The organism is Halopelagius longus (assembly GCF_900100875.1).
In the GTDB taxonomy this organism is placed as follows: domain Archaea; phylum Halobacteriota; class Halobacteria; order Halobacteriales; family Haloferacaceae; genus Halopelagius; species Halopelagius longus.
Genome location: NZ_FNKQ01000002.1, coordinates 735225 through 753721, shown reverse-complemented (window position 1 = coordinate 753721; position 18497 = coordinate 735225). Strand labels below are relative to the sequence as shown.

General features: G+C 68.0%; 16 protein-coding genes. 12 read left to right on the top strand and 4 right to left on the bottom strand.

All coding sequences use genetic code 11. The features are described from left to right. The first annotated feature begins 40 nt into the window (after window positions 1-40). The 5 genes from BLS11_RS09590 to BLS11_RS09570 all read left to right on the top strand — a co-directional run bounded on the left by BLS11_RS09590 (window position 41) and on the right by BLS11_RS09570 (window position 4627). On the top strand, window positions 41-1195 hold the full coding sequence (locus tag BLS11_RS09590) for a thiolase family protein (protein ID WP_092536550.1): 1155 nt from the start codon (window positions 41-43) through the stop codon (window positions 1193-1195). After that, window positions 1192-1584, top strand: a complete 393-nt coding sequence (locus tag BLS11_RS09585) for an OB-fold domain-containing protein (protein WP_092536547.1) — start codon at window positions 1192-1194, stop codon at window positions 1582-1584. Before BLS11_RS09590 ends, BLS11_RS09585 begins: the two co-directional genes overlap by 4 nt. Before the next feature lie 357 nt (window positions 1585-1941). Next, window positions 1942-2940 carry an ABC transporter ATP-binding protein gene (locus BLS11_RS09580; RefSeq protein ID WP_092537242.1) on the top strand — a complete coding sequence of 333 codons (999 nt, stop codon included), beginning with the start codon at window positions 1942-1944 and terminating at the stop codon, window positions 2938-2940. Then, a complete protein-coding gene (locus BLS11_RS09575) occupies window positions 2937-3830 on the top strand; it encodes an ABC transporter permease (protein ID WP_092536544.1) in 894 nt (297 codons plus the stop codon). Before BLS11_RS09580 ends, BLS11_RS09575 begins: the two co-directional genes overlap by 4 nt. A 71-nt stretch (window positions 3831-3901) precedes the next feature. Next, complete coding sequence (locus BLS11_RS09570) at window positions 3902-4627, top strand: TenA family protein (RefSeq protein ID WP_092536541.1); 726 nt, start codon at window positions 3902-3904, stop codon at window positions 4625-4627. Here BLS11_RS09570 and BLS11_RS09565 read toward each other — a convergent pair. From BLS11_RS09565 to BLS11_RS09555, 3 genes are all read right to left on the bottom strand, one after another. Then, the gene (locus BLS11_RS09565) at window positions 4624-5088 is read right to left on the bottom strand and encodes a winged helix-turn-helix transcriptional regulator (protein WP_092536538.1); all 465 of its coding nucleotides are present in this window, start codon (window positions 5086-5088) and stop codon (window positions 4624-4626) included. The two genes, BLS11_RS09570 and BLS11_RS09565, sit on opposite strands and share 4 nt — an antisense overlap. Before the next feature lie 88 nt (window positions 5089-5176). Further along, window positions 5177-6253, bottom strand: coding sequence for a DUF7547 family protein (locus BLS11_RS09560; RefSeq protein WP_092536535.1), 1077 nt, complete (start codon window positions 6251-6253; stop codon window positions 5177-5179). A gap of 76 nt (window positions 6254-6329) precedes the next feature. After that, window positions 6330-7418 carry an NADH:flavin oxidoreductase/NADH oxidase gene (locus BLS11_RS09555; protein ID WP_092536531.1) on the bottom strand — a complete coding sequence of 363 codons (1089 nt, stop codon included), beginning with the start codon at window positions 7416-7418 and terminating at the stop codon, window positions 6330-6332. A gap of 134 nt (window positions 7419-7552) precedes the next feature. Here BLS11_RS09555 and BLS11_RS19400 point away from each other — a divergent pair, with 134 nt between their 5' ends. The 7 genes from BLS11_RS19400 to BLS11_RS09525 all read left to right on the top strand — a co-directional run bounded on the left by BLS11_RS19400 (window position 7553) and on the right by BLS11_RS09525 (window position 16433). Then, window positions 7553-7720 (top strand): hypothetical protein, encoded by a 168-nt coding sequence (locus BLS11_RS19400; RefSeq protein WP_175454418.1) that lies wholly within the window; start codon window positions 7553-7555, stop codon window positions 7718-7720. Between the two features lie 355 nt (window positions 7721-8075). Then, the gene (locus BLS11_RS09550) at window positions 8076-9404 is read left to right on the top strand and encodes a HEAT repeat domain-containing protein (protein ID WP_092536528.1); all 1329 of its coding nucleotides are present in this window, start codon (window positions 8076-8078) and stop codon (window positions 9402-9404) included. Between the two features lie 175 nt (window positions 9405-9579). After that, entirely contained in the window at window positions 9580-10875 is a 1296-nt protein-coding gene (locus BLS11_RS09545; protein WP_092536525.1) for a hypothetical protein, read from the top strand. A gap of 73 nt (window positions 10876-10948) precedes the next feature. Then, complete coding sequence (locus BLS11_RS09540) at window positions 10949-11725, top strand: sulfite exporter TauE/SafE family protein (protein ID WP_092536522.1); 777 nt, start codon at window positions 10949-10951, stop codon at window positions 11723-11725. 144 nt (window positions 11726-11869) lie between these two features. Then, window positions 11870-13276, top strand: coding sequence for a short-chain fatty acid transporter (locus BLS11_RS09535; protein WP_092536519.1), 1407 nt, complete (start codon window positions 11870-11872; stop codon window positions 13274-13276). A gap of 13 nt (window positions 13277-13289) precedes the next feature. After that, window positions 13290-14669, top strand: a complete 1380-nt coding sequence (locus tag BLS11_RS09530) for a TIGR00366 family protein (protein ID WP_092536516.1) — start codon at window positions 13290-13292, stop codon at window positions 14667-14669. 39 nt (window positions 14670-14708) lie between these two features. Next, a complete protein-coding gene (locus BLS11_RS09525) occupies window positions 14709-16433 on the top strand; it encodes a phospholipase D-like domain-containing protein (RefSeq protein WP_245698834.1) in 1725 nt (574 codons plus the stop codon). Window positions 16434-16439: 6 nt separating this feature from the next. On the opposite strand, the gene BLS11_RS09520 is transcribed toward BLS11_RS09525, so the two are convergent. After that, window positions 16440-18368 carry a Hef-associated nuclease gene (locus BLS11_RS09520; protein ID WP_092536513.1) on the bottom strand — a complete coding sequence of 643 codons (1929 nt, stop codon included), beginning with the start codon at window positions 18366-18368 and terminating at the stop codon, window positions 16440-16442. Window positions 18369-18497 lie beyond the last annotated feature (129 nt).

The following is an 18497-nucleotide window of genomic DNA, read 5'->3' as shown; positions in this document are numbered from 1 at the left end:
GAAGGGAAATCGGTAAACGGGTGGCCGGTAGTTTCCGAGTATGGAACGCGTAGCAGTCATCGGCGCGTCGATGACCCAGTTCGGGCAACGCGACGCGTGGATACGCGAGTTACTCGCGGAGGCCGGACAAGCCTGTCTCGACGACGCGGGCGTCGCGCCGGACGAGGTAGAACACCTCTACGTCTCCAACATGGCGAGCGGAGAGTTCGAAGGACAGACGGGCGTCCCGAACGCCCTCGCGCAGGACTTGGCGGCGGTCCCCGCCTACACCGCCCGCATCGACCAGACGTCCTCCTCGGGCGGGGCGGGCGTCTACGCGGCGTGGCAGTCCGTCGCCTCCGGAGCCTCGGAGATGACGATGCTCGTCGGCGGCGAGAAGATGACCCACTGTTCGACGGCGGAGGCGACGGACGTCATCGCCTCCATCACCCACCCCGTCGAGTACAAACACGGCGTCACCCTGCCCTCCTTCGCGGGTATGACCGCGCGCCTCTACCTCGACACGTACGACGCGCCGCGGGAAGCCCTCGCGAAGGTGGCCGTCAAGAACCACGAGAACGGCGTGGACAACCCCCACGCGCAGTTCCGGAAGGAAGTCGATTTAGAGACGGTGCTGGAGTCGCCCGTCGTGGCGGACCCCCTCCGCCTCTACGACTTCTGCCCCATCACCGACGGGTCGGCGGCCCTCATGTTCTGCCCCGAGTCCGTCGCCCGCGAGTACACCGACGACTACGCCGTCATCTCCGGCATCGGCGGCGCGACGGACACCCACGTCGTCCACGAACGCGCCGACCCGACGACGATGGGCGGCGTCGTCAACTCCTCGGAAATCGCCTACGAGATGGCCGACATCGGCCCCGAGGACGTGGACGTGGCGGAACTGCACGACATGTTCACCATCCTCGAGTTCCTCCAATCCGAGGACCTCGGCTTCTTCGAGAAGGGCGAGGGTTGGAAGGCCGTCGAGGAGGGCGTCACCGACCGCGACGGCGAGTTGCCCATCAACACCTCCGGCGGCCTGAAGTCGAAGGGTCACCCCCTCGGCGCCTCGGGCGTCGCACAGGCGTACGAGATTTACAAGCAACTGGTCGGCGAGGCGGGCGACAGACAGGTCGAGGCGGACGTCGGTCTGGCCTGCAACGTCGGCGGATTCGGTAACTGCGTCACCACGACCATCATGGAGGCACGACGATGAGCGACGAGACTCCCCCGATGGAGGCGTACCGCTACCCCGACGGCAGCATCACCTACCCCGGCCACCCGGTCGGCCCCGACGGCGAGGAACCCGTCGGAACCGTCGACCTGAGCGAGTACACCGCCGAGATAGTCACGTGGACCACCTCGACGGCGACGCCGCCGGGCGTCCGCGAACCGAACTCGCTCGCCGTCGTGGAGTTCGACGTCGAGGGCGAACCCGTCCGCGCCATCGGCCAACTCACCGTCGCGAACGCCGCCGACGAAGGCGCGGTCGAAATCGGAGACGAGGTCCGCCCCGTCTACTGCGAGGAACTCCGCGACCCCGAGGCGGGCATCCGCGAGGCGGAGAGTCAGGAGTGGGACGGCTACCGGTTCGAACCGGTCTGACCGCTCCGCCGACCGAACCGGGGACTCGATACGCCCGAAGTCCCCAACCGCGCAGGGAACCGACGGCCGTTCCGCGAAAGTGCGGGTCGGACAGGCCCTCCTCGTCTTTCTCGTCCTGTTCCGGTGGCAGTACGTCCGGGGCATCGAGTCGTGGCAAAATCCCCTCGTCGTCGCGTTCTGTTTTTCGTCCTCACGCTGGCGATAGACGGGACCGGACGGAAACTCCGCGAGTGACCGGGTCGGTCGCCCCCCGAGAATCTCGACGCTGAGACGCGAGCGACGGTACTCGTCGAGTCCGGGCCGAGTCGCCGCCACGTCGAAATAAGGTATATGCGTTGTCACTTCCTCTTCGAACCCGTGAACGCAATCGACGCGCAACACGTCCAGTTGACGTACGCAGACGGGACGGAGGCCGTTCGGGACGTGACGCTCGAAATCCCGGAGGGGGAGTTCTTCGGCTTCCTCGGCGCGAACGGGGCCGGGAAGACGACGACCATCAAGGTGCTGTCGACGCTCCTGAAACCGACGGGCGGGAGCGTCACCGTCAACGGGTACGACGTCGAGACGGAGTCGCGCGCGGTGCGGGAGTCCATCGGCTACATGGCCCAAGAGACGAGCATCGACCCCGAACTGACGCCGCGGGAGAACATCCGCTTCGCCTGCGAGGCGTACGGCGTCTCGCCGAACGACCGCGGCGACCGAATCGACGACCTGCTCGAACTCGTCGACCTCGCGGACGTGGCGGACAAGCGCGCGAAGGACTTCTCCGGCGGGATGAAGAAGCGTCTCGACGTCGCCACCGCACTCGTCCACGAACCGCCCATCGTCTTCTTGGACGAACCGACGACGGGACTGGACCCGAAGGCGCGCAACCGCCTGTGGGACTACTTCCGCCGGATAAACGACCGCGGGACGACCGTCTTCCTCACGACCCAGTACCTCGAAGAGGCCGACCAACTGTGCGAGCGAATCAGCGTCATCCGGGGCGGGACCATCGTCGCCTCGGGGTCGCCCGCCGAACTCAAGTCCCGCGTCGGCGGCGCGGTGCTCGAAATCGAGTTCGAGGATCCCGACGCCGACACCCTCGAACGCGCCCGCGAGGTGGCGGTCGAGTCGGAGATATTCGACGACGCGCCCGTCGAAACCACCGAGGAAGGAATCACCGTCCGGTCGGCGGAGGCCCGACGCCGCGGGACCGACCTCCTCGTCGCGTTGAGCGAAGCGGGGTTCACCGTCGTCGGATTCAACGTCCGCGACCCGACGCTGGACGACGTGTTCCTCGAAATCACCGGCGAAGGCCTCGACGAGGCGGACGACGGCGAGGAGGACGCCGCGGTGGCGGAGGTGGTCGAATGAGCGCCGACGCGGGGACGCGGCGGAAAGCGACCGGAAACGGCTTCCTCCGGGACACGTGGATAAATCTGAAGCGGTGGGTGCTGAAGACCACCCGCAACCCGTTCGTGATGACCGTCTCCCTTCTGAACCCGATAATCTTCCTCGTGCTCTTCACCCAAGTGTTCGGGCAGATTACGGGCGGAGCGATAAGCCAGAGCGTCGGGACGGAGGTGAGTTACGTCACCTACCTCGTGCCGGCCATCGTCGTCCAGACGTCGCTCATCGCCGCCACCACGTCCGGAATCGGCCTCGTCGAGGACATCGAGAACGGCATGTTCGAGAAGGTGCTCGTCTCGCCGATGCACCGCGCGGCGGTGTTCCTCGGGAAGTCGCTCTCGGAGGTGCTCCGCATCGTCGTCCAAACGTCCATCATCCTCGTCCTCGGGTACGTCCTCCTCTTTCTCGACACGGGCGCGTCGCCCGGCGAGTACGTCGCCACGGGCGTCCTCGGCGCAGTCGGCATCGTCGGCGTCGGCATCGTCTTCTCCGTGTGGTTCACGGCGTTCTCGAACGTCATGGCGCTCGTCACGCGCGACCAAGAGTCCACAATCATCGGCGTGAACCTGCTTCAGTTCCCGCTTCTGTTCCTCTCGAGCGCCTTCCTCCCCCTCGAAATCCTTCCGGGATGGGTCCAGACGTTCGCCGCCCTCAACCCCATCACCTACGGCGTGGACGCCGCGCGCGCACTGATGCTCGGACAGGACGTGATGACCGTTATCGAGGTGACCGCCTTCGGCGGCATGTGGAACACGCTCGTCCCCGCCCTCGCCGTTCTGTCCGCCCTCGACGTGGTTCTCGGCGCCGTCGCAGTCTACTTCCTCAACAGCGCGTCGAGTTCGGAGGTACAGTAGGCGGAGCGAGGGCCGACAATCTGGTAGTACCACCAACTTATACCTTCCCGAAGCGCCCACGGGAGAACGTGATGTACACCGACGGCGGAAACGTCCCCGACACCTACGACGCGTACGCCGAGGCGCGCGAAGAGGCACGGTTCACCGATTGGCTCCGCGAACGCGCGGAACCGGCGTGGTCGGACGCGACGGGGCACCGGTTCACGCGAGAACTGGGAAGCGACGAACTCGACGACGACGCGTTTCGGCGGTACTTGCTGCAGGACTACGCCTTCCTCGAAACGCTCGTCGGTACGTTCGGCCACGCAGTCGGCGACGCGCCGACGATGGCGTCGAAGGGACGACTCGCGGAGTTCCTCGGGACGCTCACCGCCGAGGAGAACGACTACTTCGAGCGGTCCTTCGAGGCCCTCGGCGTCCCCGAGTCGGCGTACGCCGACCCGACGACGACGAAGACGACGCGGGCCTTCGAGGACCTGTTGCGCCGGGCCGGGACGGAAGGCGGGTACGCGGAGGCCCTCGCCGTCCTCGTGCCCGCCGAGTGGGTGTATCTGGCGTGGGCCGACGCCGTCCGCGACGAGTCGCCCTCGCGGTTCTACCTCGCGGAGTGGATCGACCTCCACGCGAACGAGGAGTTCGAGGCGTTCGTCGCGTGGTTGCGCGCGGAACTCGACCGGGAGGGCGAGGCCGCCTCGTCCCGCCGTCGGCGGCGACTCGAACGCCTCTTCCGCCGAACCGTCGAGTTAGAAGTCGCGTTCTTCGAGTCGGCGTACGACGACGGGACCGCCCAGTACTAACAGAGGTCGCCGAGGGCCGCCGCCGTCGCCCGTTCGTCCACCGTCGCCACGTCGCACTCCTCGCCCTCGCAGGGGCCGCCTCCGCAGGGGTCGCACGGGACGATATCGACCATCGACTCCATCTCCCGGAGGAGGCCGGCGAACCGCCGTCCCCGAGGGGTCAGCGAGTACGTCGTCGTCGGCGGCGAGGTGGGTCGAACCTCGCGTTCGACGGCCCCGAGGCGGCGGAGTTCGCGCAGTCGCTCCGAGAGCGTCTTCGCCGTGATACCGCCGGACCGCGTCCGGCAACCCGCCGAGGTTCCCTCGGTGCTCCCCCCGAGGCGGCGCTTCAGTTCGTTGAACCCCGCGTCCTCCTCGTCGAGGAGTCGGAGCACGTGGAACGTCCACTTCCCCGAGAGGGCGTCGTGGAGTTCGTGCCACCGTCGCCGCCGCGCCTCGTCGTCGGGTCGCGTCTCGGTCATGGACGAAGAGAGGCGGGCCGCGAACCTAAATCCGCGCGGGCGGTTTCTCCCGAGAAACTGCCGCCGCGACGGGACGGGTCGAGCGTCTTCACCGCTTCTCGTCGCCGTCGTCGCTATCGGCGGTGTTGTCGTCGTCGCCGTTGCTGTCGTCGCCGTCCTCCGTGGCGTCTCCGGCGGACGCCTCGCCTTCCGCGTCGGCGTCCGCTTCCCCGTCCTCGTCGCCTCTCGGCGGTTCCGCGTCCGACGCCTCGGGCGAGGCCGCCCCGCCGCGAACCTCCCGCTTTATCGACTCCAGTTCCGCCTCCACGTCCACCTGCGGCGTGTCGTCTTCGGGTTCCGCGCCCGCCGCGTCCTCGTCGTCCGTCTCGCCGTCGTCCGCCTCGGCGTCGGTCACGTCTATGGTCACCGACTCGCTCCGCCCGCGCGTTCGGTCCCCTCGGTCCTCTCTGGCGTCCCGACGGGTCGCGTCGCGTCCGTCTTCCCCGTCGGCGTCGCGTCGCCGCCGTTCCGCCTCGTCGATGCGCGCCTCTATCTCGGCGACGAGTCCGCGCGCGTCTTCGAGCACGGAGCGGGACTCCTCGTCCTCGGGGAGGTCGGCCTCCGAGAGCGCGGTTCGCATCTCCGAGAGCGCGGCGTCCAGGCCGTCGAGGGCGTCCCGACCCATCCGACTCCGCGCGAGTCTGTCCACCGTCGTCCGGTCGCCCTCGCGGGCGTCGCCGAGGAAACCTCGGCGGCCCGACGGACCCCGTCCGTCGGCGTCGCCGAACGCCGACCGCCCCGGGTCCGCGAGTCTGAGGGCGCGCCGCAGGAGTTCGAGCGACCGAATCGTCGCCTCCAAGGTGGCGATGACCGTGGGGATGGTGTACTCCTCGGTGAAGCGCAGGAGTTCGCCGACGCTCGGCGGGCGCGGAAGCGGCGACTCCCTGCGCCGCCCGCGCCGTCCGCGCCGGGGACTCTCGGGTCGTCGCTCGCCGTCTTGGGCTTCCTCGCCCCGTTCCGGCGGCCGGTAGCCGTACCGGTCGCGTTCGCGGTCTGTCGGTCCTCGCCCGTCCCGCGCGTCGAGTTCCCGGCGGAGGTCCCCGAGCGTCGATTCGAGGTCCGAGAGGAGGTCCGCGAGTTGCTCGTCGTCGCGGCCGTCGTCGCGGTCGTCGCGTCGTGGACTCATGGTTCGCCCTTCGGCGCGGACGGAGAAAAAGGGGTGCCCGGTCGGGCGGTCTCGACCCGCCCGTGGATACCGCCGGTCAGTCGAACGTGCCGCGGTGGTACTGCACGGGCCACTCGATATCCTCGCCGAGTTCGTGGGCCGCCTCCAGCGTGAAGTAGGGGTTCCGGAGGTGTTCCCGCCCGACGATGGCGAGGTCGGCGCGCCCGTTCCGAACTATCGCGTCGGCGTGTTCGGGTTCGGTGATGCCGCCGACGGCACCGACGGCGGCGTCCGTCGCCTCCTTGACGCGTTCGGCGTAGGGCACCTGATAACCCGGCCCCGCGTGCGGAATCTGCTGGTCGGGGTGGGTGCCGCCGGAACTCACGTCGATGAGGTCCGCGCCCGCCTCCGCGAGGAGGGGAGCGAGGCGCGCCGACTGTTCGAGGTCCCAGGAGTCGCGGTCCGGCAACCAGTCCGTCGCGGAGATGCGCACGAAGACGGGTTTTTCGTCCGGCCAGACGTCGCGGACGGTTTCGGTCACCTCGCGGACGAGGCGGGTGCGGTTCTCGAACGACCCGCCGTACTCGTCGTCGCGGTGGTTCGTCACCGGCGAGAGGAACTCGTGGAGGAGGTAGCCGTGGGCGGCGTGCACCTCGGCTATCTCGAATCCGGCGTCGAGTGCGCGTTCGGCCGCCGCGCGGAACTGGTCGAGTACGGCGTCGATGTCGCCTTCGGTCATCGCCCGCGTCTCGGGGGCCTCACCCTCCTCGTAGGGGTAGGGATCGTCGCTCGGCGCGAGGACCTCCCACCCGCCTTCCTCCTCCGGAATCGGGGCCGACCCCTCCCACGGCGGTCGCTTGCTGGCTTTGCGGCCGGCGTGCGCGAGTTGAATCGCGGGAACGCTCCCCTGCGACCGCACGAAGTCCGCGATGCGCGCGAGTTCGTCGGCGTGTTCGTCGGACCAGATACCCACGTCGCCGGGCGAGATGCGGCCGCGCGGCGACACCGCGGTGGCCTCCGTCATCACGACGCCCGCGCCGCCGACGGCGCGACTGCCGAGGTGGACGAGGTGCCAGTCGCTCACCAGTCCGTCTTCCGCGGAGTACTGACACATCGGAGACACCATCACCCGGTTCGGCAGTTCCGTCCCTCGGAGCGTCAACGGCGTGAACAGCGAATCGGTCATCGTCGGTCGTTCGGGCGGCGGGCCAAAACCCCTACCGAACCCGGAACTTCGCGTGGTGTTGACGGGTACTCGACAGATTCCGCGACCGTTTCTAAATCAATACGCTCATACCGGCGCGTCCGTATCGCTCCCTCATGGAACCTACGGACGCTCGGGACTCGGGCGCCAGCGGTCCCGACGAATCGAACGCCACCGTCTTCGCGCACCAGACGTCTCCGGACCGGACTGTCTTCTCCGAACGGGGGAACGCGGACGGGTGGATAGCAATCTCCGCGGACGCCGTCACCTCCATCGAACGGTAGCGAGGCGCGCCGGGCGAACCGCGTCGTAACGACGCCGAGCGGACGTTCTCGGCCGGACGTGCGAACTTTCGTACGCTGAGGACACACTCTCACTTCGTGACGTATCGCCGCATCCGCTGAAGCGCCGCGGTAGCGTCAAGTGCGTCCTCGACCAAGCGAGACCGCTGGCTGTCAGCATCCGTCACAGTACTCACCGCCAGCGTACGACCGATTGCGTCCGTCGCGGGACCGTGTCATGGCCCGCGGCGATGGGTAGGGCGTCGGTCGGCACAGCCCCCTGAGCGTCTTCGCCTTCGGGCCGGTGACGAAATCCGAAGGGAAACGCTCTTTTCGTACACGCTCCGAGTTCTCGCATATGAGCGACGGGGACGACGAGACGCCCGCCGAAGAATCGTCCGGAGCGGAAGATACCGACGAGTCGGTAGCCATCACGCCCGAGTCTCTGGAGACGCGCCTCGAAGAGGCGCGCGTGGAACTCGAAGCCGCCGAAACCGAGTCCGACCTCGACGACGTGGAGGCGAGACTCGACGACATCGAGTCCGACTTCGATGCGGCCGAGTTCCCGGAACCCGGCGAAGACGACGAGGACGCCGAAGACCCCCGCGAGGAACTGGAGTCGACCCTCTCGGACCTTCGCGACGAACTTGAGGAGAAGCGCGGCCCCTACGGCGAAGACGTCGTCGAGGATATCGAGTCCGCGCAGTCGAAGATTTCCGACACCCGCTGGACTGAACGCGGCGCGGACGAAATCGTCGGTCCCGTCGAGTCGTTCGCCGCCGACGTCAACGAGATTCTCGGCGCGTCCGTCTCCGTCGACGGAACCGACGAGGAGGACCTCACCGCGGCCTTAGACGAGGCCATCGCCGCCGTCGAAGGCGCGAACCTCGACGCCGACGACGACGAGGAGACCATCGCGTCGCTTCTCGAGGCGACCGACGAACTCGAATCCGGCCTCGAAGAGTCCCAGGAGTGGGACGACTTAGAGACGAACGAGAAGCTCGAAGCGCAGGGCTACTACGACGTTCTCGGCCACTACAAGGACTACCCGCCGGAGTGGGCCGCACTCAAGGAGTGGGAGAAGCGCGGCCGCGTGGACATGATTCTGCTCGCGAAGGACAGCCTCCAGTCGGACTTCATGGAGAGACACTGCATGGAGGCGCTCATCCGACTCGGCGACCCCGAGGCGTTCGACGAGATGCACCAACTCGCCCAACGCCGCGACAAAGACGCCATCAAAGCGCTCGGAAAGATGGGGAGCGGCGCGGAGGAGGCCGTCGAAACCCTCGTGGAGTACGTCGACGCCGACTCCGACCCTCAGCTTCAGAAGGTGACGTTCAAGGCCCTCGGCGAAATCGGCTCGCCGGAGGCGACGCAGGCGCTCGCCGACAAACTCGAGATGGAGAACGACACCGTGCGGCCGTTGGCCGCGCGCGCCCTCGGCCTCATCGGCGACACGCGCGCGGTGAAACCGCTGACCGACTCCCTCGAAAACGACGGAAGCAACAACGTCCGCGCCGCCGCGGCGTGGGCGCTTCGCCAAATCGGGACCGACGAGGCGTTGCAGGCGGCCGCCGAGTACACCGACGACCGCGCGTTCCTCGTCCAGAACGAGGCCGAAATCGCCACCGAGTGGCTCTCCTCGGACGAGTCCGACGCCACGGGCACCGAGAAGCCGACCGCGTAAGCGGCGCTTCCCTTCGATTTCTTCTCTCCGGTTCGACCGCCGGGCGTCCGCCCCTTCCGTGAGCGCTCCGAACGAGACGGAGCGACCGCCGCAGTCTCCCGCCGTCCCCGCTCCGCCCTTCGCGCCGAACCCGACGAACCTAGTTATTTACCGTCAAGAATCCTACTGACGGAGTATGAGCGGGTGGCGAACGAAAGCGAAGGCCGCCGTCGTCGTCGCCGCGATAGCCGCGCTCGAAGTCGTCTCGTACCGGATGCTGAGGCGATACGGGAGCGGTCTCAACAGCATACCCACGGTCGTCATGGAGGAGTTCCCGGAGATAGACCGGGAGCTTCTGGAGAAGTTCACGAGTTTCGATCCGGAGTTGGGCTGGAGTCCCCAACCGAACACGACGAAGCAGAAGGACACCGGCGAACACCTCCCCGGCGAGGAGGTGCGGACGGTGGTCACGTACTCGACGGACGAGTACGGGAGTCGGGTGTGCCCCGCGAGGGACCGTCGGGAAGACGACGTTCGCGTCTCGACGTACGGCGACTCCTACTGCTTCTGCCGGGAGGTGGACGACGACGAGACGTTCCAGAACTACCTCGCGGAGAAGATAGACGCCCACGTCGGCAACTACGGCGGCGGGAACTACGGCCTCGACCAGGGACTCCTCCGGTTGAAGCGGACGTACCCCGAGGACCCCGCCGACTACGTGTTCATGGTCGTCACCGCGTCGTCCATCGCCCGCGTCCTGAGCGTCTGGAAGCACTATCAGGAGTTCGGCAACGTCCTCGCGGTGAAACCGCGGTACGTGCTGGAAGACGGCGACCTGCGACTCGTCGAGTCGCCGATTCGGAAGAAGGAGGATCTGCTTCACCTCGAACGGTACGCGGAGTTCCTCCGGAGTCGCGACTACCACTACGAACACTGGTTTCGGCCGCACCTCGTGACGTTCCCGTACGCGCCGGACCTGTTCGGCGACCCGCGCCACCTGCGGTACGTCCTCTACGCGGCGCTCCGCGACGCCGAACGCGAGTACGGGGTCTCGGTTCCGGGCATCGACCCGGGCGAGGCCCTGACCCGGACCACCGTCGAACTGGAGCAACCGCGGGTGAAGTACCACGAGTCGCTGTTCGACGAGAAGGAGGACCTCTTCTCCGCCATCGTCGGCGAGTTCGTCTCCTACGCGGAGGAGAAGGAGTTCACGCCGGTGTTCGTGATGAGCCAGCAACTCCGCTACGCGGCGTACGAGGAGGAGCACGGCCCCGTCTACGGCGACCTGCTCGACCGACTCGACGAGCGCTACCCGGCGCTCGAAACCGTCGACCTGGCCCGGCACCTCTCGGCCGACGGCGACGTGGAGTCGTTGTACGTCGAACGGGGCGAGGGCGGCCACTACAGTCCGGAGACGAACGAGCGAATCGCGGAGGTCCTGTTCGACGAAGTGCTCGCCCGGCCGGAGACCGGCCCCGAGAGAGACCGGTGACGCCCCGCGACGCCGACCGACGGCCGACGCCCGCGGCGTTCGGGCGGAGTCGGAGCGACGGGGTGAGCGAGCGGTGACCGTCCCGTTCGACCCGACGCTTCAACTCACCCTCGTCCTGATAGCGCTTTTCTCCGGCGTCGGCATCACGACCATCGGTCCGGGCGGCATCTTCGTCACCATCGCCCTCTACTCGCTGACGCCGATTTCGTCGGGAGAGGTCGCCGGCACCGCCCACCTCACCTTCGTCGCCACGGGCCTGCTGTCGAGCGCGATGTACGCGCGCTCCGGCGAGTTGAACCTGAGCGGAAGTCGGACGATGGCGGCCGTCCTCAGCGCATCGAGCGTCGCGGGCGCGTTCCTCGGCGCGTACGTGAACGCCTTCGTCCCGCGGGACCTGTTCGGACTGCTCCTCGGCGCAGTCGCGATGGTCACGGGCGTCGTGCTCGTCTACCGGGAGCGGCGTGGACTCAGTCCCGTCTACGAACTCGACGTGACGACGACGCGGGGGCGAGCCGTCCTCGCCGTCCTCGGGTTCGGCCTCGGCGTCGCCAGCGGACTACTCGGAGTCGGCGGCCCCGTCATCGCCGTCCCCGCGTTGGTGCTCGTCGGCGTCCCGATGCTCTCGGCTCTCGCCGTCGCGCAGGTGCAGTCGATATTCATCGCGGCGTTCGCGGCGTCGGGGTACTTCGTGCAGGGCAACGTCCTGTTTCCGCTCGCCGTGCTCGTCGGCGTGCCCCTGCTGGTCGGCGCCGTCGCGGGGTGGAAAATCGCCCACCTGGTCGACCCCGCTCGACTGAAGGTGGCGCTCGGGGTGGTCCTCTTCGCCGTCGGGCCGTACCTCGCGCTCTGACCGCGACAGCCCTTCTTCGGGGTGACGACGGGCGGTAGCGTCGGTTCTGCCACCACACTTTACCGGACTTCTCACGAAATTTACGGAGTGGTCGCTCATGAGTGGGAAAACGAGCCAAGTGCGGTATCGGGGTAGGACCGACAGATGAGTGCCGCTTCGGACCGCGGGTTCTTCACGCGGTTGGGCGACGGCGCGAGCCGAATCGTCCAGCGGTTCCTCCCGGACGCGTTCATCTTCGCGCTCCTTCTCACGTTCGCGACGATGCTTCTCGCGATGGTCTTCACGGACCGCGGTCCCGGCGAGGTGGTGGCCCACTGGGGCCGGGGGTTCTGGTACGTCCTCACCTTCTCGATGCAGGCGTCGCTCGCCCTCATGACCGGGTGGGCGTTCGCGGATTCGCCGCCGATAAAGCGGGTGCTCCGGCGCGTCGCCGACGTTCCGAAGACGCAGACGCAGGCGATATTCGCCACCGCGGTCGTCGGCATGGTGTTCGGACTGTTCCACTGGGGCGTCGTCCTCATCGCCTCGGCCATCTTCGCGCGCGAAGTCGGCATCGCGATGCAGCAGAAGGGCGTCGACGTGCACTACCCGCTTTTGGTGGCGACCGCCTACGCCGGACTGCTCCCGTGGCATCAGGGACTCTCCGGGGCCGCGCCGCTTCTGGTCGCGACGCCGGATCACTTCCTCGTCGATCAGATCGGCGTCATCCCCGTCTCCCAGACCATCTTCAGCACGGCCAACCTCGTCATCGTCGCGGGCGTCGTGCTTGTGACCGTCGTCCTCATGCCGCTCATGGCCCCCGACGAGGGCGAGGACCTCATCACCGTCCCCGAAGAGCAACTCCGAAAGGCCGAACAGCCGGTCACGGACGGCGGCGCGGCCGCCCTCAACCGCCTGCGCGAGGCCGGGTGGAAGTCCGCGCTCCTCGACAGCAAGGCCGTCTGCGTGAGTCTCGGCGTCCTCATCTGGGTGTACCTCGGCTACCTGTTCGCCACGAACGACTTCATGTCCGTGTTCAACCTGAACGTCTTCATCTCCGTGATGTTCGGGCTCGGGTTCATCTTCCACATGACGCTCCGGAGCTACATCGACGTCTTCAGGGACGCCATCGAGGGCGCGAGCCAGATACTCATCCAGTTTCAGTTCTACGGCGGCATCATGGGAATCATGGCGTGGTCGGGGCTCGCCACGCTCATCGCGCAGACCGCCGCGCAGTACTCGACGGAGACGACGTGGTACCTCGCGGCGTTCCTCTCTGCGGGGACGGTGAACTTCTTCGTCCCCTCCGGCGGCGGCCAGTGGGTCGTCACCGGGAACGTGATGATAAACGCCGCGCAGGGCATCGAAGGCGTCGCCATCGACAAGACCGTCGTCGCGTTCGCCATGGGCGACCAGTGGACGAACATGATTCAGCCGTTCTGGGCGCTGCCCGTCCTCGGCATCGCGGGGCTGTCGATCCGCGATATGATGGGCTACGTCGGCGTCCTGTTCGTCTTCAGCGGTATCGTGATGGGAATCGGCGCGCTGCTCATGGGGACGGGGGTCCTCTAGGAGGTGTCGTGAGATGGCGACCGAAACCTCCGACGATACGACGGGGGACGGCGACGACGGGTTCGTCCCCGCTATGGGGCGGTTCTTCCCCGAGTCGCTGACCCTCGCGGCCCTGTTAGCGGTCCTCGCGCTCGTGGTCACGATACCGTACCTGCCGGTCGTGACGCAGTTGGAACTGTTCGCGACCGGCTTCTTCGACCTGTTCACCGTCCAGATGCCGCTCATCCTGCTTTGGGTGCTCTCAGCGTCCGTCGTCGAGTCTCGCTGGGTCGGCCGACTGTTCGACCGAATCGCCGCCGCGTCGCCCACCGGGAGTCAGCGCTCGGTCGTCTACGCCACCGGGTTCCTCGCCGTGCTGTTAGGGTGGGTCAACTGGGCGCTCGGGTTCCTCGGGGCGATGTACGTCGGCCAGCGACTCTGCCGGGAGGCGGAAGCGGACGGCGTCCGGGTCCACTACCCGCTGGTGTTGACCGCCGCCCTCCTCTCTTTGGTCGTCACGAACGTCGGCCTGTCGAGTCCGGGGGCGCTGATGATGGCCGACGCCGAGGGGACGACGAACTTCCTCGTGAACCCCGAGCAGGGGCGACTCGTCGCCGACGTGTCGGCGTTCCTCCTCCACCCCGCGAACGTCGTCTCCGTGCTCCTGTTCCTGTTCACCCTCCCGGCGGTACTGGCGGCGTTGGCCCCCGACGAGGAGAGCGACCGCAAACCGCTCTCGGCGTACACGTCGCTGTTGGAGGGGACGATAGCGGAGTCGCTCGCCCACTACGAACCGCCGCCGGCCGAGGAGTGGGTAGCCGCCGACAGACTCGAACAGTCCCGACTCGTAAGCGTCGCGACGTTCCTGCTCGGCGCGATTTCGTTCGGCGCGTACTTCGCCACGGGCGGCGACCTGACGCTCCTGTGGCTCCTGTTCGGGCTGATGATGCTCGGCATCCTCGTCCAAGAGCGACCGATGGCGTTCGTCGCGAAGACCCGCGACGCGACCCGGTGGGCGAACCACGTCGCCATCCCGTTTCTGCTGTACGCCGGCGTCTACGCCCTCCTGTCCGAGGCCGGCCTCTACTCGGTCATCGGCGACGTGCTGGCGGCGACGGGGGTCACGCAGGTCGCCTCCTACGTCGTCGCCCTCCTCGTCGGTCTGCTGATTCCGAGTCCCGGGTCGGTGTGGGTCGTACAGGGGCCCGCGTTGGTCGCCACGGGCGCGGACCTCGTCCCCTCGCTCGTCTCGGTGATGTACGGCGCGGGCGTCTCGAACCTCTGGCTCGGCTTCCTGTTCGTCGGCGTCGTCGGGAGTATCTACGGCTTCGACTGGCGCGAGTACGTCCGCTACGCGGCCGTCGTCACCGCCTACGTCTCGGTGGTCGTAATCGCCCTGCTTGTCGTCTTCTGACGCCGAGCGTTCAAGTGGGATGGGGCGGCCACCCCCGCCGTGTCGCTCACCCGCGCCGCCTCGATACTCGCCGTCTGCTGGGTGCTCTGTTCGGTCGCCGCGCCCGCCGCCGTCGCGCCCGTCGCCGCCGCCCCCTCGGAGATGAGCGAACCAGCGACGGACGCGACGGTGACCGACGCGACGCGGAGTCCGACAGCGACGCCGAACGCGACGCGGAACGCGTCGGCGGAGGACGGGACGCCGAACGCGTCCGCGCCCGCGATTCTCTCGGCCTACCCGAACCCCCTGACGGACGGTGACGCCGGCGAGTACGTCGTCGTCCGAACCGGCGGGACGGCGAACCTGACGCTCTCGGACGGCGAATCGAACGTCTCCGTTCCGCCCGACGCCGACGTCGTCGCCGTCGCCTCGGACCCGGTGCGGGCGCGGAACCTGACGGACCGTCCGGTCGTCGCGGCGCGCCTCGACCTGTCGAACGCGGGCGAGCGTCTCGTCCTCAGGCGGGGCGGCGTCGTCGTCGCCGAGACGACGTACGGGCGCGCGCCGGACGCCGAACGCTGGAACGCGACGGCCGACCGGTGGGTCCCGCGCGGGTTGAGCCTCCGCGACCCCGTCTCCACCGGACCGGCGAACGCGACGGCGTTCGTCCTCCCCGACGACCCCGGCGTCGTCCGCGAGACGCTCCGGAGCGCCGACGAGCGCATCCTGCTCGCGGGGTACACGTTCTCCTCGACTCGGGTCGCCGACGCACTCGTGGCCGCCCACCGGCGCGGCGTCCGCGTGCGAGTCCTCGTGGAGGGGAGTCCGGTCGGCGGCGTCTCGACGCGGCAGGCCGACGCGTTGGCGCGGTTGGCCCGCGCGGGCGTCGCCGTCCGCGTCGTCTCCGGGTCGCGGGCGCGGTTCGACTACCACCACGCGAAGTACGCCGTCGCGGACGAGACGGCACTCGTCTCGACGGAGAACTGGAAACCCACCGGGACAGGCGGGCGGAAGAACCGGGGGTGGGGCGTCCGCGTCGAGGGCGGCCGAACCGCCGAGGAACTCGCGGCGGTGTTCGAACACGACTTCGGCGGGGCCGACGCCGTGTCGTGGCGACGGTACCGACGGGGGCGGACGTTCGCGGAGTCCTCGCCCCCCGAGGGCGACTTCCCGCGGCGGGTCGCCGCAGAGTCCGTCGCCGTCGAGGAGGTGCGCGTCCTGACCGCGCCCGGAAACGCCGGGTCGGCGGTGGTCGAACGGTTCGACGGGGCCGAACGAAGCATCGACGTTCTCGCCCCGCGGATGGACCCCGACGGGCGGTTCTTCGACGCCCTCCGGCGGGCGGCGAACCGGGGCGTCCGCGTCAGGATACTGCTCTCGAACGCGTGGTACGACGAGGAGGCGAACGCGGCGTTGGTGAACCGAACGGAGACGCTCCGGGAACGTGGGTACGACATCGAGGCGCGAATCGCCCGCCCCGACGGGCGGTTCGGGAAAGTCCACGCGAAAGGTGCCGTCGTGGACGGCGAACGGACGTTCGTCGGCAGTCTCAACTGGAACGACCGCGCCGCGACGGAGAACCGGGAAGTCGTCCTCGAACTGGTCGGCGAGGACCCGGCGTCGTACTACGCGGCGGCGTTCGACGCCGACTGGCGGGCGAGCGAACCCGGCGGCGGGTGGTGGGGAACGAAGACGAAGACGACGGCGACGCTCGCGTTGGGTGCGCTCTGTTCGCTCGCGCTGGCGACGTGGGTGACGAAGAAGACGGTTCGGTTCGACGGGTGAGCGGTTCTACTGTAGGTCCGTTTCGACGGACGCCTGCGAGGAGATCTCCTCGTCGATGTCGGCGTCGGCCATCTTGCGGACGAGGCTGTCGATGACCTCCTCGCGCATCCCCTTGACGAACTTGATGGACCCGACGACGAGGTGGCCGCCGCCGGAGACGCCGCCGCCGACGACTTCCTCGTTCAGTTCGGCGACCATCCGCGGGATGTCGAGTCGGACGCCGTCAGACCGCAGCACGGCGAAGTCGGGACCGTAGCCGATGGTGATGACCGGTTCTTCGAGTTCGGTCACCTTCCGGTCGTGAAGTTTCCCGGTGGTCTTGCCCGGCGCGGGGTAGGTGAAGCGGTGCGCCCACTCGTCTAAGTCTATCTTGTAGAGGTGCGCACCGCTGTTGAGGCGTTCGTGTTCGAGGTGGGACTCGGCGGCTTCGAGTTGGCGTTCCACGTCGCGTTCCGCGCGGGTGGCGAGGAACTCGACCAGTTCCTCGTGGCGGGCCTCGTCGTCGCACCCGACGTTCAACACGTCGTTGACGATGGTCTGTCCGTCGCTGTAGCGGAGCCAGTGGGCCGCGTAGTCGAGGGCCTCGCCCACGTCGAGCAGTTGTTCGCGGTCGTAGCCCTCCTCTTCGGCGAGGGCGACGTAGTCGGACATCGCCTCGGCCTTCGACCGGTCGGAGAGACCGGCGACGGCGGGAACGTGGCGCAGACTGTCCGTGATGGAGGGGTCGATCATCCGCGCGAGTTCGACGCACATCATGCCCGTCGTGATGCGGTAGTCCTCGTCGTACAGGTACGGGTTGACGTGGGCGTCCAAGAGGGGGTTCACCGCCTCGGGGTCGGGATGGTGGTGGTCCACGACGGCGATGGGCACGTCGTAGTGTGCGAGGTTCTCGTAGGCGGGCACGTCCTCCTCGGTGGACCCGTTGTCGAGCATGAGGAGGAGGGGGAGCTTCTGACCGTGACGGGCGCGGCCCTCCAAGGCGAAGTTCAGGTCGCGGGTCACGTCCTCCATCTCGTAGAACGGGGCCTTCGAGGGGAGGCGCTTGAACAGGTGCCGCGGCGCGTCGGGGTCGTCGTGAACCTCGGCGATGAAGTTCTCCAATGCGAGTTGGACCGGGACGGAGGCGCACATGCCGTCGCCGTCGGCGTGGTGCCGAACGCGGATGGGCCGGCCTTCGAGGACGGTCCGACGGAGCAGACGCGCCACCTCGCGCAGGTCGTCGCGGAGTTTCTCGAAGGCGTCCCACTCGACGAGGGGTTCGACTTCGGCGGGTTCCGCGCGGGTTTCGAGGGCGTCGTCGATTCGGTCGCGCACGTCAGCGGCGGCCTCGCCGTCGAGCTTCGTGAGCGATTCGACCTCCAACTGGAGGCTCTCCTCGTGGTTCTCGACGCTCCCGCTGAGGCGGACGGCGTCGCCGAGTTCGACGTCGGGGTAGGCGCGGACGCCGGCCTCCTCGAACGCGGCGGCGGAGACGATGCCGGACTGGTCGACGATGCGGAAGATGGTCGGGCCGCCGGTCTGTTTTATCTGTGCGACGGTCCCCTCGACGTGGACCGTATCGCCGGAGGAGAGGTCGACGATGGGCGTGATGTCGTGTTCGTGTTCGACGACGACGGTCCGGTAGTCGGAGGGGTCGACGGTGGAGAAAGCGACGTCGCCGTTCTCCTTCACCTCGTCGAGGCTGACGATGAGGCGGTCGCCCACCTCGTACGTTCGGTCGAGGTTCGATTCGTGGACGAGACCCGACACCTCGTCGGAGATATCGACGAAGATACCGTACTCGACGACGCCGTTGACGACGGCGTGGTAGTTCTCGTTTTCGTCCGCATCGTCGAGCGTGCAGTTCGGTGCGAGATCGAAGACGACAGGTCTCGAGTCGGCGTCCGAATCCGGATCCGACTCGCCGCCGGAATCTCCGGCGTTTTCGAGAGTCATGGTCGCGCCTAGTAGTCGGTCGGTGTTAAGCTTTACATGATAGGCCGACGCGTGGGGAGGGGTGATATCTCGCGTCGAACCGCCGCGGGTCGGCAGAACTGCACGCCCGCCCGTCGTGACGGCGGTGCG

Bases quoted from the DNA above. Each gene is read 5' to 3' on its own strand.
- BLS11_RS09560 (WP_092536535.1), bottom strand. From the start codon at position 6,253: ATGAGTCCACGACGCGACGACCGCGACGACGGCCGCGACGACGAGCAA.
- BLS11_RS09590 (WP_092536550.1), top strand. From the start codon at position 41: ATGGAACGCGTAGCAGTCATCGGCGCGTCGATGACCCAGTTCGGGCAA.
- BLS11_RS09535 (WP_092536519.1), top strand. From the start codon at position 11,870: ATGAGTGCCGCTTCGGACCGCGGGTTCTTCACGCGGTTGGGCGACGGC.
- BLS11_RS09565 (WP_092536538.1), bottom strand. From the start codon at position 5,088: ATGACCGAGACGCGACCCGACGACGAGGCGCGGCGGCGACGGTGGCAC.
- BLS11_RS09585 (WP_092536547.1), top strand. From the start codon at position 1,192: ATGAGCGACGAGACTCCCCCGATGGAGGCGTACCGCTACCCCGACGGC.
- BLS11_RS09575 (WP_092536544.1), top strand. From the start codon at position 2,937: ATGAGCGCCGACGCGGGGACGCGGCGGAAAGCGACCGGAAACGGCTTC.
- BLS11_RS09570 (WP_092536541.1), top strand. From the start codon at position 3,902: ATGTACACCGACGGCGGAAACGTCCCCGACACCTACGACGCGTACGCC.
- BLS11_RS09545 (WP_092536525.1), top strand. From the start codon at position 9,580: ATGAGCGGGTGGCGAACGAAAGCGAAGGCCGCCGTCGTCGTCGCCGCG.
- BLS11_RS09530 (WP_092536516.1), top strand. From the start codon at position 13,290: ATGGCGACCGAAACCTCCGACGATACGACGGGGGACGGCGACGACGGG.
- BLS11_RS09550 (WP_092536528.1), top strand. From the start codon at position 8,076: ATGAGCGACGGGGACGACGAGACGCCCGCCGAAGAATCGTCCGGAGCG.
- BLS11_RS09555 (WP_092536531.1), bottom strand. From the start codon at position 7,418: ATGACCGATTCGCTGTTCACGCCGTTGACGCTCCGAGGGACGGAACTG.
- BLS11_RS09520 (WP_092536513.1), bottom strand. From the start codon at position 18,368: ATGACTCTCGAAAACGCCGGAGATTCCGGCGGCGAGTCGGATCCGGAT.
- BLS11_RS19400 (WP_175454418.1), top strand. From the start codon at position 7,553: ATGGAACCTACGGACGCTCGGGACTCGGGCGCCAGCGGTCCCGACGAA.